Below are 13,913 nucleotides of genomic sequence, written 5' to 3'. Positions count from 1 at the left end.
ACAAACGTCAGTTGATCAGGGCGCCGCCGTCGACATCGATCACGGCACCGGTCATGGAAGGGTTGTCGATCAGGAGGAGATAGGCTGCCGCCACATCCGCCGGTCTTGCGAAACGCCCGGCAGGAAGGGTCTCTGCAGCCTTGTTCAGCATGGCTGTCCGGGCGGCTGGATCCATTGCGGCATAAGCGGATGTATCGGTAAGGCCCGGGCTGACGACGTTGACCCGGACGGGAGCAAGCTCCTTCGCCAGCACCTTGGCACCTGCCTCCAGCGCCGCATTCATTGCGGTTTTCACAAAGGTTCCGGGAACCGTTCGTCGCGCCAGAAAACCACTGGTGAATGTTATGGTACCGCCCGGTCGAACATGCTTGGCCGCAGCTTGCGCCACCGCGACCGCACCCCAGAATTTCGTATCGAAAGCGGTTTTGGCTGCCTCGAGATCAAGACCGGACACAGGTCCACCCGGCGCCTGGCTGCCGGCCGTGAAAACCACATGGTCAACCGGACCGATCGCGGCGAAATAGACAGCAACCTCTTTCGGGTCTTCAACGTCCAGTCCATTGGAGCGCCCTGCGCGCAAGACCTCTCCCGGCCGGCTTTCCAGCGCATCGGCCACGGCACTTCCGATGCCGGATGTGCCGCCAATGACGACGGTTCTTGTTTCCTGGGTAAATGCCATCTCACGCACTCCTTTGGTCGGTTTCCCGGAAGACGGTTTCAATCAGCTGACCGGTGGGCGTGCGAAAGAACAGACGACGCTCGCCCAGTTCCGGCAGATCCATGGTGGAATAAGCAATGCCGAGCCGTTCCAGCTTTGCCCGGAAGGCCTCGTAACCTTCGAGGCGGAAACCGATGTGGTCCCAGCCGTCGGCCTGCCGATCCTCTTCGGCGTGTGGAGGAATTCCGATCAGATGAATGAGAGGTTCATTGCCGTAGTAGAGCCAGTGCCCCGGAATTTGGCGGATGCGGCGAGGACGCGGACGCTCCTCCAGATCGTCGAAGACCTGAAGGAAGAAGGCACGTGTCGTCACCAGGTCGTGGGTTCTGATGGTAATATGATCGAGCAGCATCCCGTTTCCTTTCCGGCAGCAATCATCGGACTGCCTTTGTTGCCCACGAACCTAATGCTTGCGGCAAGGCCAGATAATTGAGACAATTCCGAAACTAAAATTCGGAATTTTCGAATAATGATGGACAATCTCGCGCTGTTCGTGCGCATTGCGGAAACGGGAGGCATTGCCTCCGCGGGCAGGGAGATGGGCTATTCCCCCGCGACGACGTCCGAGCGGCTGGCAGCACTTGAGGCTCATTACGGCGTCAGGTTGCTGACACGGAGCACGCGCGCCCTCAGTCTGACCGAGGAAGGGCGTTTGCTGCTGGACGGCGCCCGCCGCCTGCTCGCCGAGGCGGAAGAGCTGGATGCCCGTATCCGGTTAGGCGCGGAAAGACTGGCCGGCCCCATTCGCCTGTCGGCACCGCTTGACCTCGGCAGAACACGCCTTCGGGCCGTGCTGGATCGGTTTCTGGAAGCTCATCCGGACGTGACGATCGATCTTCACCTGAGCGACGGTTTCGTGGACGTTGCCTCGCAAGGGTACGACGTTGCGATACGGTATGGGGAGTTGAAGGATTCAACACTTATCGTCCGCAAGCTTGCGGCCAACGCCCGGATTGTCTGTGCCGCTCCGTCTTACGTGGAACGCCATGGCCGTCCGCACCATCCCCGGGACCTTGCCCGGCACGATTGCCTGCTGATGCGTTTTGGCTCCGAGCCCGACAATGCCTGGCAGTTCCTGATCGACGGCAAGATAGTGCGCTGTCCGGTCAGTGGGCGGCGCACGGCAAATGACGGCGGACTGGTGCGCGACTGGTGTCTCGCCGGGTTCGGGATTGCCCGCAAGTCCCAGTGGGATGTTGCTGAAGACCTGGCAGCGGGCAAACTCGTGCCATTGCTGCGGGAATTCGAGCTGCCCCCCGCAGGGCTACAGGCTGTTTATCCAAAAGGCAGGTCAGGGGTGCGGCGGATCAAGGCCTTGCTGGAGGAACTGGAAACTGCATTCAAATGAAGGCGGTCCAGCCGACAGCGATAGGTCAGTCGTATTCGGGCCAGACTGCGCCCCCTGCCCCGTCCGGCCGGTATGCCAGCCGTCCCTTTTGAATCTGCCATTCGATGAAATATTCGCCCGTACTCTCAACGACGGGTTCAGCGCCCCGGACAACCGGGTCGAACAGGGTCAGACGCTGGGAATGTGCGCCCTTGTGGCAAACAGCGACAAGAAGCGGACGTTCCGGGTCTTCGCACATGGTGTAGATGCCGTCCTGCTCGCAATTGTCCGCATCACCCGAACAAAATGAGCAGCCCGAGATATCGAGGGGAACGACCTCTCCGGACACACTGTCCGACACGACGATCCGGGCGTCTGGCGTGGCTTCGAATGTCCACGACAGGGAGCTGCCCACAATCTCGACTGCTTCGCCCGGCACCGGCTCGCCCTTCCGGCTTGCGTCTTCAACCAGTTCGTAGGAAGGGCACCACGGATTGGCAAAATCCTCCAGTAAAGCCAGTGCCTCGCTTTGCTGAAGTGCCAGCGTCATCTCGCAAGACGCCATGTTGATATAGGACCCGGTATTACCCGGGAGCTTGCCAAGCAATCCGCATTCGCTCTGGCGCAGCGCCTCCCAAGCTTTTCCACCTTCAAACAGCTGTTTCGTATGCGCGGGATTGCAGAGCCGTTCAGCGAGTTTTTCGCGTCTGCGGTCCAGTTCCGCCCGCCGTTCCGCTGCCCGGTCCTCCAGGCACTCGCCAATCGCGGCGCCGCCGATCCGGTTCGCTGGATCTGCCCTGCAAGACGCAATCTCGGTTTCAAGACCCGTCGGCAATTTCGGTTCGGGATCAGGCGTCTGCGCGGTTACCGCTGAACTTGTTCCGGCAAGGAGAACAATGAATGCCAGGAAAGGCAGGAGGGTTTTACCGTGAGCCAGCGTCGCAGAGAGCCGGGCAGCTTTCCCGCGCCTGACGGCTGTGGGTTGCCCGAGCCAATTTTTTCTCCCGCCGGTCACCGTGACACTCATGGCATTCCCCCAGTTGCAGTTGACGACAGCGGTTGCTTGCGACGTCCTCGACAATCTTCATAAGCCGGATCAACCGTTGGTGAAACACGCATGCTCTAGCGCCGGAGACCAGAGCCCTGCATCCCCCAGATAGGCCATGGCCGGAAGACACAAAAAAGCGGCGAACGGTCCAGCCGTTCGCCGCGTGTTCATCTCGTGCCGGTGCCGCTTTGCGTGAAGCGTCACCGGTCGGTTTCAGCCAGGTGGCAGCGATGTCTAGAGCATCATCAATCCGATGAAGACCATCACCACCGCCAGCACACTCCAGGCCATAAGCTCCTGAAATTGAGACTGACGGGATTTGACCTCGCTCCAGGTGCGGGCTTGCGCACCGTGTCTCAAACCGAATTGCGGGTGGTTGATGGAAGCATCCGACACGTGCCGGAACCGGTCTCGCAGCTCTGCTGCCCGGCGGGCACCGCGGTCCTCGTTTATCGTCCGATACCTCAGTTGCATGTGTGCATCCTCCGTATGTGCCAGTCTGGCTGCGACGGAGGTAAGAAGCACAACGCCCCTTTTCAAATGACGGATTTGTAATCTTTCCAGGCCGCCCTGCACATGGTGCCACCTGGCGGCTGACGGGAGTTTCGGGAGCCGGACGTGGATCAGGCCACTGAAAGTTCCTTCGCCTTGGCCTTGTCTTTTTCCTTGGCTTCGGCTTCCGCGACTTCATCGCCGTCTGTGTCGAAATCGGCCTCGTGTTCCGGGTCGTCATCGACGGAAATCGACAGGTTCTTCTCGACCTGCCGCAGCAGCTTCCGCAGTTTCTTGCGGTCCTTGTCCTCCAGACCGGACATGGCTTCCCGTTCCAGGCGTTTCCAGGCCTTGTCCACCGACAGCACCAGTTCACGGCCGACATCGGTCAGATAAACGCGGGCAAGACGGCCGTCCGTGTCGGAAACCTGGCGTCGAACATATCCCTGACTGGAAAGCCGGGTCACCATCTTGGTGACGGTGGGCGGCTGCACACCAAGCGCGAGAGCCAGCTGGCTCATTGTGCGCCCGTCCGTATCTGCCAGAACCTTCAGCACCAGTTCCTGGCCGGGGTGCAGCCCGATTCGCATGAGATGCGCCCCGGACCGGGCCCGCTGCGCCTTCGCCGCCTGAACCAGCCGAAACGTTATGCTTTTCTTGTAATTAAAAGCCATCGCAGCAACCCCGTCTTCCAATCAACTCGAATCACGTTCATCAATGATGCGGCGGAACCCTAGCGGGAGTATTTAACCGTCAAATGACACTCGCCCGGGAAAAGTCGATTTTACTGAGACTGCGCAGACTTGGCGCCTTTTATCCAGCTAACTTTTGATGCACCGACCGCTGAAGTGCCTCTGTCGAACGGTGATACAGACCACTAACGGACATCCGACGCCTTTCAAAGCGCGTCAGCCGGCTCCAGTGCACCATGCAGCGCATCGGAAACCTCACGGCAATATTGACTGTATTCGGCGGAGGTCCGGAAACTGTCTTCTCGCGGGTAAGGCGCGTCGATTTCCATCTCGCTTATCACCCGGCCCGGCCGGGCGGCCATCACCACGATGCGACTGGAGAGATAGACGGATTCGAATACCGAATGCGTCACGAAAAGCACGGTCCAGCCGAAGGTCTTCTGCAGGTGCAGCAGGTCGTTGTTAAGCTTGAACCGGGTGATTTCATCGAGCGCGGCAAAGGGTTCGTCCATCAGAAGAACTTTTGGCCGGGTGACAAGCGCCCGGGCAATCGAGACCCGCATCTTCATGCCGCCGGACAACTGACGGGGAAAGTCTTCGGCAAAATCGGCCAGTCCGACGGTTGCAAGGGCTTCCATCACCCTGTCCCGGGCAGCCTGGCGAGACACGCCCTTTAACCGCAGTGGCAACCAGACATTGGCAAAAACCGTTGCCCACGGCATCAGGGTCGGCTCCTGGAACACGAACCCGAGCTCATGTTCCTCCTGCCCGCTGCGCTCCGCCGGCCAGGAAACGGTGCCCGTACTGGGATCGGACAATCCGGCGATGATCCTCAGCGCACTCGACTTGCCGCACCCGGATGGCCCAAGCAGGGACACGAATTCACCCTCACGCACATCCAGGGAGAAATCGTCGAGCGCGGTCGTGCCGTTTTCGAAAACCTTGCCGATACCGTTCATGGTTACGACGACGGGGGCCTTTTTGTGTGACGTCATGTGATCGCTTCCAGCGTTCCCGTTGTGTGAACCGTCTCCACAGTGTCCGTCAGTCCTTGACCTTGAGCGCCCCCGCAAGCAGCGGAATGGCAACCGTCAGCACCGCAACGGTGATGAACGACGCTCTCAGCGAGAGATAGTCACCAACAAACCCGAGCAGCGGCGGACCGAACAGAAAAGCTCCATAGCCAAGTGTCGCAACGGCCGCAAGGGCAGCGCCTTTCGACATGTGCGGATCACTGGCTGCCCGCGACATGGCCAACGGAAACAGCACCGCATATCCAAGGCCCATCACGAAACAGCCGGCCCACACAGACCACAGACCTGCGCCGGAGACCAGCAGGATGCACCCGAGCAGCGCGACGATACCGCTGACCCGCGCGGTCGGCACCGGCCCGAAGCGGGCGATCACCTTGTCACCGGACAGGCGCATGATCACCATGGCGATAGAGAAAATCGTGAAAGCGGCGGGCGCGATCGACTCGGCAATGCCAAGATCCTCGATCTGATAGAGCGCGGCCCAGTCCGTTACTGCGCCTTCGCCCAGCGCTGCCACCAGCGCCATCAGCCCGACCAGCACCAGAGCCCCCTTGGGCAGCGCGAAAAGCGGTGCCTTGCTGCCATCTTCGTTTTCCGTCTTGGTCTGCGGCCAGGATTGACGCCAATACCAGACAAGGAATGGCGCCGCGACGATGCCCCACAGGACAAAATGCGACAGCACGCTGAGATCCGCCATGATTGCAAGCCCGCCGGCCAGGGCAGCAACACCCGCGCCCAGGCTGTACAGCCCGTGATAGGAGGACATGATCGGACGCTCCAGCGCCTTTTCCACTTCAGCACCCCAGCCGTTCATGGAAATATCCAGCGCACCAATGCTCAGCCCTGCCAGGAACAATGCCGCTGTCAGCAAGGCCACATTGGGCGAAAGACCGATCAGAACGAAACTGATGATGTTTGCAACCGCCAGCAGCTTTGTCATGGGCGCCGCGCCCAGGCGGTCGATCAGCATTCCGGTTATCGGAAAGGCGACAAACGCACCGCAAGCCATGACAAGCAGAAGAATGCCGAAACCACTTTCATCGAGCCCGGTTGCGGACTTGATATTGGGAATTCGCGATGCCCACGTGCCGATACTGGTTCCGCACATGAAGAAGATCGCCGAAACGACACGACGCGCAGCAATGGCTTGGCGCTGAATTGAAACTGACATGGAGCTAACATTTTCTGGGAGGGCGAGCGCCCGAAAGGGAGCCGTCTTTCTGTCACGCAAGTGCCAGCCTGACAAGCTTCATTCCGGGTGAAATGAGCAGCGCCTTAAACCAGTTTCCGCGATAGGAAAAAATGCCTGCAGCCAGGTCTCGATTCTACGCGGGACCAGGCTTGCCTGCTCAAGTGGCCAGCCCGGACAGACGGGACTGGATTTCATTGGTCCGCTCCACTGCGGACTGATAGGCGGAAATGGCTGCGGCAGTTTCTACCCGGACGCTGTCCCCGCTCGTTCCGCCAGCATTCTCGGCACTATCTGAGCCGTCAGAATTGTCCCGGCCAGTCTCGTTGCCGGTACCAGCAGCTTCAGGATCGGAACCGGAGGTGGCATTGACATTCCCATCGTCATCATCCCCGGACAGTTCTTCCGACTTCTTCTGCCGGACTTCTGCCTGCGCTTCGGAAATCTGGGCCCTTGCCTGCTGCGCCACCTTCAGATCCTGGGAAGACGGATCGGCAGGTGCGGTCGCAGCGCGAATGACGACCTGCATCTTGCGGATCGTGGCTTCCGGTGTGCGCTCCTTGGAGGTGTCGATCTGGACCTCGCCCCCTATGGCATACCGCTTGCCATCCGGTCCCTGCTGAAAGGTGTAGCTGGGCGCCCCTGCGTAAGCACCGCCAACACGGGCGTGTGCCTGCTCATGGGCACGGACTTCCTGGTCCCGCTGCTTCAATTTCTCGACCTGCTTTTCCTCGGCCTGGTCAAGGCCGTCGCCATCTGGATCTTCGTCCTTTGCAGCATCATCCTGAGCCTGGCCAGTGCCTCCACTGGCGGCTTCGGCCTCCGCATCAGCACTGTCGCCAGCAGGCGCCGAATTTGCGGGTGTTCCGGTCTCGGTCTCTTCGCTCTCGGGAGTTCCAGGTGCAGTTGCCTGGCGGGATCGACCTGGCGCATCGGCAGAACCGTCGGCTTCCTGCAGGGCGATCACGGCTTGTGCGGTCAGGGTCGGCGTATTGCCGGCACGGGCAGAGATTGCCTGGGCACTTGCCTGGCTTGCACGCGCAGAAGCCTGGTCCCGGCCCTGGGTATTTTCCCCAGAACCAGGATCGCGTTCAGCCGCGACACCGCTTCCTCTCAGGATCGTTGCCGGCGTATTTGACAGGATTGCGCCGATCATGGCGCGGATTGTCCCAAAATGGCGTCAGCAAATTCTAAACACCGGTTAAGAATCCGGCATCATAAGTTCGTGAAGACCCACTCGCTCAATGGCCGTTCTGCTGCCGCCTCTTGCCTGCCCGGACACGCTATGCAAAGGAGAAAGTGACGTATCTTCAAAGCGGAACGGATCCATGCTGCCCAAGCCGTATTGGCAAGACATGACAACTCTCGACTTTCAGTCGCAAGGAGTTGAAGACTGGATCGCGGTTCTTCCCGTTGCAGCCATCGAACAGCACGGCCCGCATTTGCCACTGTCCACGGACACGACGATTGCAGAAGGTCAGGTCAAGCGGGTACTCAAGCTTCTGCCCTCTGGTCTGCCTGTCACTTTCCTACCCGTACAGGCCGTCGGCAAATCGGACGAACACATCTCTTCACCCGGCACATTGACCCTGGCCTGGGACACGGTCACACGCGCCTGGCTAGAGCTGGGTGAAAGCGTCGCTCGTGCCGGAATTCGCAAACTTGTGCTGATCAACTCCCACGGCGGCAACGTTCCTGTTCTGGATATCGTGGCGCGGGAGCTGCGCGTAAAACACGACATGTTCGTCACCGCCACCAACTGGCTGCGGTTCGGTCAGCCCGACGGGCTGTATGCCGACGAGGAATTCACCTACGGCATCCATGGCGGCGACATCGAAACATCACTGATGTTACATCTGCGTCCGGATCTTGTTCGCATGGAGCTCGCTACCGATTTTCCCTCGGAACAGCAAACATACCTGCAGGAATTCAAGCATCTGCGTGGCCACGGCAAGGCCCAATACGGCTGGAAGGCGCAGGACCTGAACATAACGGGCGCACTCGGCAACGCCTCGCTTGCCACGGCCGAAAAGGGTCGGCAATCGCTCGATCACGCGGCACGCGGCTTTATCGAGCTGCTTGAGGACGTCAACACCTTCGATCTTGCAAGGCTCTGGTCACCGGCACCTTGAGACCAGCCGGAAATCGTCTTTAGCTTGTCGGGACGGCTTGAGCTTACGCGAAGGTAAGCATTCGATTTCGTAATATAGCAATATTACGGACTCGAGACTGGTATTATTCGCGCTTATTGAGCTAAACCCACAAGAATACACAACAATTCTCTGCATGTGTTGACCTGCACCTGTTTAGGCGACACATTAATCAGTGTGGAGATTTGAGAGGGCGGTTCTCGCAGAACCATGAATCTTTCTATTCGGCAACTGGCGACCTTTCGAGAGGTCATGCGAAGTGGCTCGATTTCTGAAGCCGCGCGCACGCTTGGCCGGACGCAACCTGCAGTCAGCTCCACAATCGCGGGCCTTGAAACCGAACTGGAATTGAAACTGTTCGTTCGCGAGCAAGGCCGTCTGGTTCCGACACCGGAAGCGGAATTCTTCCTGGAAGAAGCGGAAGCCATTCTCAAGCGGCTGGAAATTTCCAAGCGTACCCTGCGCGGCCTTGCCAACCGGGAACACGGCCAACTGCGGGTCGCAGGCATACCGGAAGCGACGGCCGATTTCCTGCCCAACAGCCTGTCGAAGTTCATTGCCGACAAGCCGAGCGTCAAGGTTGCCCTGGCCAGCAGAACCTCAGCCGAAATCGAGGAACTGATCGCCGCGCAGCAATTCGATATCGGATTTGCAGAAACACCGAGAGCCCGAAATTCCTTCGACCAGATCGACTTCGACCTGGAATGCATGTGCGCGATCCCCGCGACCGATCCACTGGCTTCGAAGGAAGTCATTACCCCGACTGAACTGGATGGATACCCTTTGGCGCTGCTTCATTCAGAACATCGCAGCCACAGGCAGACACTCGCCCGTTTTCGCGATGCCGGTGTCCGCTTCAACCAGCGCTTTGAACTTCAGACGGCCTGGCATGGGCTCCGCTTCGTAGAAGCAGGCCTCTGCGCCCTGATGTGCGACATGATCACGGCCTACAACGCGCAGGAAAAAGGTCGGCTCGGCATGGGCCCGCCCATGATCGTCTTTCGTCCGTTCCGGCCGCGCATACAGAACAGCCTGTCGATACTCACACCGACCCACCGGCCGATTTCCATTGTCGCCAAGGACTTTTGCGACTTCCTCGCCGCGGAGGTGGAAAGCATCCGCACATCCATGATCAAGCGGACAGCCTGATACTTTGCCTGAAACATTCGGCTCGTAAGTTCAGCGATGTCGGGAAGCAGGTTTTCGACGACCAAATGCAAGCGACTGACGGCGGTCCCGCCGTCAGACAGGCTGCGGTTCGCATTTATTTTTTCGCGATATTCCGCAGTCGATGGGGCTTGCACAATCTGTCAGACGCACGCCTGATCAAACAAAGTCGAGCTCCGTTATTTAAGCTCGGCCCAACTCCGGACACCCACAGGTTTCTGGCTGGATGTCCGGAAGGCTGGTCTGTGACCAGATCAGGCGGCTGCGTTCTGGAAAATCGCGCTGTTGGCAGCGACGATCGCAACCGCATTGGTGCGATTTTTCGCCCCGAGACGGGTGATGGCATTGCGGATATGCGCTTTGACGGTCGCAATCGACACGTCCAGCTCATAGGCAATCTGCTTGTTCACCTTGCCTTCGCACAGCTTCACCATGATTTCCAGCTGGCGCGGCGTCACCAGGTCGGTGAGGTTGATCGGCCAACGGATGCCTGCGGCGAACGGGCCGGCGCTACCATTGACTGCGGAACTTGTCGGCAAGGCGAAATGAGCGGTCATCACTATGTTCCTTGGGTTTGTATTCCTCCGTGGTGGCAGGACTTTTCATGATTATCCGGCTATTGTAAAATGTTAAAATGCGTACTGCATAATGTTAAAGTTTCGCAATTTGATCCTGAAGGAAGCCAAGCGTGAGCAAAAAACTCTATTCTGGCCACACGTTGAGGCAAATCCGCTCGGATTTCGGCCTGTCCCAGGTGGACTTTGCCAAGAAAATCGGCCTGTCCACCGCCTATGTAAACCAGATCGAAAACAACAACCGCCCTGTCACCGCCTCGGTGTTGCTAACGATTAACAGGATCTTTGGCGTCGATCTGTCGGCCTTCGAGCAGAACGACCTCGACCGGGTGGTGCAGGATCTCCAGGAAATTTTCGCCGACACCCAGTTTCTGACGGCTTCCGTCGGCCGGCAGGAAGTGCATGAACTGGTCACTCGGGCACCAGGCGTCACCAAGGCGATCATGGATCTTTACGGCGCGCTGCGGACCTACCACGACCGGGAAGCGAACGAGGACGATCTGGTCCAGCTCGGCGGCAGTCCGGAAAGCGGTCCCGGACCTCGGAAATCCGCTTATGAAGAGGTCCGCGACTATTTCCACTACATGGACAATTACGTCGACAGCATCGACCGGGCCGCGGAGAAGCTCTCGCTGGAAATCGGACTTTCAAAAGCCCCTTCGAAGTTCACCGCCCTGACCACCTGGCTTCAGGAACGCTTCGGCATTTCAGTCACGGAATTTCCGGACTATCGAGGCACGTTGATCCGTCAGGACGATTTCGCCCGCACCATCGCGCTCTACAGTGCCATTCCGCAATCGACCAAGAGCTTCCTGCTTGGGTCAGTCGTCGCCGAACTGTGTGTGCGGGACCTCATTTCGGAAGAGGTCACCAGGGCAAGGTTCAAGACCAAGTCGGCGGAAAGCATCGCGCGGCTGGCCTTGCGGAACTATTTCGCGGGCGCCTTGATCCTGGCCTATGACGACTTCCTGAAAACCGCTGCGGAAACGCGGCACGATATCCAGCTTCTGTCCAACCGGCTGGACGCCAGCATCGAGACCGTCTGCCACCGTCTGTCGACCCTGCAACGCCCCGGCGCCAAAGGTCTGCCGTTCTACTTCGTCAAGATCGACCGGGCCGGCAACGTCGTCAAACGCCACAGCGCAACCCGGTTTCAATTCGCCCGATTCGGCGGCTCCTGCCCGCGCTGGAACGTCCATCAGGCCTTTGAACAGAACTCCAACAAGTTCACCTCGCAGGTCGCCCAGATGCCTGACGGAGTACGCTATCTTTGCGTGGCGACCAGCATCACCAAACACCAGCCGGACTACCGCAGCGGCGAGCGCCGCTACGCGCTTGGTATCGGCTGCGAGGTGCAATATGCCGATGCGGTGGTCTATGCCGACGGGCTTGCGGTCGACGAGATCTCCTCGCCCGAGCCTATTGGCGTCAACTGCCGCATCTGTCCGAGGGACAATTGCGACCAGCGCGCCTTCCCGGCTGTCGACAAGGAACCTTTCATCGATTCAGGCCAGCGCGGTATCGTTCCGTATCGGGTGAAGGCGGCGGATTAGGTATGAAATTTCAGAAGCTTGCCGGACACGCCGCAAGCAGCTCAATTCAGGTTTGCTCAGCTTAAGTTAGCTCGACTCAGTTCAGCCCAACCAACTTCCCCCTCATCCTGAGGAGGACCGTCAGGTCCGTCTCGAAGGATGGGCCGCTTGCCCAGAATATGCCGTCCATCCTTCGAGACAGCGCTGACACGCTTCCTCAGGATGAGGCAGTGGGTGGGCAACGTTCAGGGAGGCTCACAAGGGCCACCGTCGATTTATTCCAACCCAAAAAAGCTCAGGCCCGTTGCTCCATCCGGATCATGTCAGCGGCCTTTTCCGCGATCATCACCACGGGCGAAGCCGTGTTGCCGGAAACGATCTTCGGCATGATCGAGGCATCGATGACCCGAAGGCCGTCGAGACCGCGAACTTTCAGCTGAGGATCGACGACCGACTGTTCATCCGGACCCATCCGGCAGGTTCCGACCGGGTGGAAGATCGTGGTGGCAATATCGCCGACCTTTTTCAGAAGATCCTCGTCGCTGGCGACCTGAGGCCCCGGCAGGATTTCCTCCGGCTGGTAGGCCTGCAAGGCCTTGGCCGTCATGATCTCCCGCGCCTGACGTACGGACTTGAGGGCAATGAGCTTGTCCTTTTCCGCCGACAGGTAATTCAGCTTGATGTCGGGTTGCTGCCCACTATCACGGCTCTGAATATGTGACGCACCAACGCTTTCCGGACGAAGGTTGCACACCGAAACCGTGATTGCCGGGAACGGATGCAGCGGGTCGCCGAGCTTGTCGGTCGAGAGAGGCTGGACGTGATATTCGAGATCCGGCGTTTCAAGCGACGGATCGGACTTGGTGAACATGCCGAACTGGCTGGGTGCCATCGACATGGGCCCGGATCGCATCAACCCGTATTGAAGCGCAATCGAGGCTTTTCCGAAAAGACTGTTGGCCATGGTGTTCAGGGTCTTGGCGTTCTTGACCTTGTAGACCGTTCGGATCTGAAGGTGATCCTGAAGATTTTCACCCACTCCGGCGCGTTCATGCTTCACCTCGATGCCGTGCTGCGACAGCACCGCGCCATTGCCGATGCCGGAAAGCTCCAGGAGCTTGGGTGAATTGATCGCGCCCGCAGCCAGCAGAACTTCGCGCTCCGCCCGCGCGGTCCTTTCCTGCCCCTTCACGGTGAAGGTAACACCGGCTGCGCGCTTGCCTTCCAGCAGGATCGACTTGGTTTCGGCATGGGTGATCAGGCGCAGGTTCGGCCGTTTCAGTGCCGGGCGAAGGAAACCTTTCGCTGTGTTCCAGCGAACGCCGCCATTCTGGTTGACCTCAAAGAAACCGCTGCCTTCGTTGCTGCCGTCATTGAAATCCGCACGCGGTTCGACACCGAACTCCCGTGCGCCTTTCTGAACGGCTTCGAGGATTTCCCATTTCAGGCGCTGCTTTGAGACTTTCCACTCACCGCCACCGCCATGCAAACCTGACTTGCCGGCATGATGGTCTTCCGACTTCAGGAAATAGGGCAGCACATCATCCCAGGACCAGCCGACGTTGCCAAGCTGACGCCAATGGTCGTAATCCGCCGCCTGGCCGCGCATATAGATCATGCCGTTGACGGACGTGCAGCCACCCAGAACCTTGCCACGCGGATAGACCAGGCTGCGTCCGTTGAGGCCCGGCTCGCTGGCTGTCTTCATCATCCAGTCGGTGCGCGGATTGCCGATGCAAAAGAGATATCCGACCGGGATATGTACCCAGTGATAATTGTCCGAACCGCCCGCTTCCAGAAGCAGCACCTTGACCGAAGGATCCTCGGTCAGCCGGTTTGCCAGAACACAGCCGGCCGTTCCGGCCCCGACGATCACATAATCGTAGGTTCCATCGAGTGAAGTCGGACCGCTCATGTCGTTTCCCGTTTCCTGCCCATTTCCCGTCCGCAGTCTTTCCTGCTGCGATCCAAACTTCGATGATCTGCATC

The 13,913-nt window shown here is 59.2% G+C and carries 14 protein-coding genes; 4 read left to right on the top strand and 10 right to left on the bottom strand.

Going from position 1 to position 13,913, the window contains the following annotated elements:
• Window positions 1-7: 7 nt before the first annotated feature.
• Together FIV05_RS10195 and FIV05_RS10190 are read right to left on the bottom strand one after the other, a co-directional pair.
• Window positions 8-679, bottom strand: coding sequence for an SDR family oxidoreductase (locus FIV05_RS10195; protein WP_152509483.1), 672 nt, complete (start codon window positions 677-679; stop codon window positions 8-10).
• Between the two features lies 1 nt (window position 680).
• A complete protein-coding gene (locus FIV05_RS10190; RefSeq protein WP_152509482.1) occupies window positions 681-1,070 on the bottom strand; it encodes a glyoxalase in 390 nt (129 codons plus the stop codon).
• Window positions 1,071-1,187: 117 nt separating this feature from the next.
• Between FIV05_RS10190 and FIV05_RS10185 the strand changes: the two genes are divergently transcribed.
• Window positions 1,188-2,066, top strand: a complete 879-nt coding sequence (locus tag FIV05_RS10185; RefSeq protein WP_209009926.1) for a LysR family transcriptional regulator — start codon at window positions 1,188-1,190, stop codon at window positions 2,064-2,066.
• 25 nt (window positions 2,067-2,091) lie between these two features.
• Here FIV05_RS10185 and FIV05_RS10180 read toward each other — a convergent pair whose 3' ends face one another.
• The 6 genes from FIV05_RS10180 to FIV05_RS10155 form a co-directional block, all read right to left on the bottom strand.
• Entirely contained in the window at window positions 2,092-3,072 is a 981-nt protein-coding gene (locus tag FIV05_RS10180) for a lysozyme inhibitor LprI family protein (protein ID WP_152509480.1), read from the bottom strand.
• A gap of 255 nt (window positions 3,073-3,327) precedes the next feature.
• On the bottom strand, window positions 3,328-3,567 hold the full coding sequence (locus FIV05_RS10175; protein WP_077291707.1) for a hypothetical protein: 240 nt from the start codon (window positions 3,565-3,567) through the stop codon (window positions 3,328-3,330).
• 149 nt (window positions 3,568-3,716) lie between these two features.
• Window positions 3,717-4,259: a MarR family transcriptional regulator gene (locus FIV05_RS10170; protein WP_031270568.1), complete on the bottom strand. Its 543-nt coding sequence runs from the start codon at window positions 4,257-4,259 to the stop codon at window positions 3,717-3,719.
• 224 nt (window positions 4,260-4,483) lie between these two features.
• On the bottom strand, window positions 4,484-5,272 hold the full coding sequence (locus tag FIV05_RS10165; RefSeq protein WP_152509479.1) for an ABC transporter ATP-binding protein: 789 nt from the start codon (window positions 5,270-5,272) through the stop codon (window positions 4,484-4,486).
• A 49-nt stretch (window positions 5,273-5,321) separates the two neighbouring features.
• Complete coding sequence (locus tag FIV05_RS10160; protein ID WP_077291705.1) at window positions 5,322-6,482, bottom strand: MFS transporter; 1,161 nt, start codon at window positions 6,480-6,482, stop codon at window positions 5,322-5,324.
• A 178-nt stretch (window positions 6,483-6,660) separates the two neighbouring features.
• Window positions 6,661-7,656, bottom strand: a complete 996-nt coding sequence (locus FIV05_RS10155) for a putative metalloprotease CJM1_0395 family protein (protein ID WP_152509477.1) — start codon at window positions 7,654-7,656, stop codon at window positions 6,661-6,663.
• Window positions 7,657-7,828: 172 nt separating this feature from the next.
• On the opposite strand from FIV05_RS10155, the gene FIV05_RS10150 reads away from it, so the two are divergent.
• Together FIV05_RS10150 and FIV05_RS10145 are read left to right on the top strand one after the other, a co-directional pair.
• Window positions 7,829-8,632, top strand: a complete 804-nt coding sequence (locus FIV05_RS10150; protein WP_152509476.1) for a creatininase family protein — start codon at window positions 7,829-7,831, stop codon at window positions 8,630-8,632.
• Window positions 8,633-8,860: 228 nt separating this feature from the next.
• On the top strand, window positions 8,861-9,799 hold the full coding sequence (locus tag FIV05_RS10145; RefSeq protein WP_152509475.1) for a LysR substrate-binding domain-containing protein: 939 nt from the start codon (window positions 8,861-8,863) through the stop codon (window positions 9,797-9,799).
• A gap of 272 nt (window positions 9,800-10,071) precedes the next feature.
• On the opposite strand, the gene FIV05_RS10140 is transcribed toward FIV05_RS10145, so the two are convergent.
• Window positions 10,072-10,374: a LuxR C-terminal-related transcriptional regulator gene (locus FIV05_RS10140; RefSeq protein ID WP_077291702.1), complete on the bottom strand. Its 303-nt coding sequence runs from the start codon at window positions 10,372-10,374 to the stop codon at window positions 10,072-10,074.
• A 131-nt stretch (window positions 10,375-10,505) separates the two neighbouring features.
• Here FIV05_RS10140 and FIV05_RS10135 point away from each other — a divergent pair, with 131 nt between their 5' ends.
• Window positions 10,506-11,945, top strand: coding sequence for a helix-turn-helix transcriptional regulator (locus tag FIV05_RS10135; RefSeq protein WP_152509474.1), 1,440 nt, complete (start codon window positions 10,506-10,508; stop codon window positions 11,943-11,945).
• A 274-nt stretch (window positions 11,946-12,219) separates the two neighbouring features.
• On the opposite strand, the gene FIV05_RS10130 is transcribed toward FIV05_RS10135, so the two are convergent.
• A complete protein-coding gene (locus FIV05_RS10130) occupies window positions 12,220-13,839 on the bottom strand; it encodes a GMC family oxidoreductase N-terminal domain-containing protein (protein WP_152509473.1) in 1,620 nt (539 codons plus the stop codon).
• Window positions 13,840-13,913 lie beyond the last annotated feature (74 nt).

Origin of the sequence: Labrenzia sp. THAF191a, assembly GCF_009363335.1 — a bacterium.
GTDB classification, from domain to species: Bacteria; Pseudomonadota; Alphaproteobacteria; order Rhizobiales; family Stappiaceae; genus Roseibium; species Roseibium algicola.
This window is presented reverse-complemented; position numbering and strand designations above follow the sequence as displayed.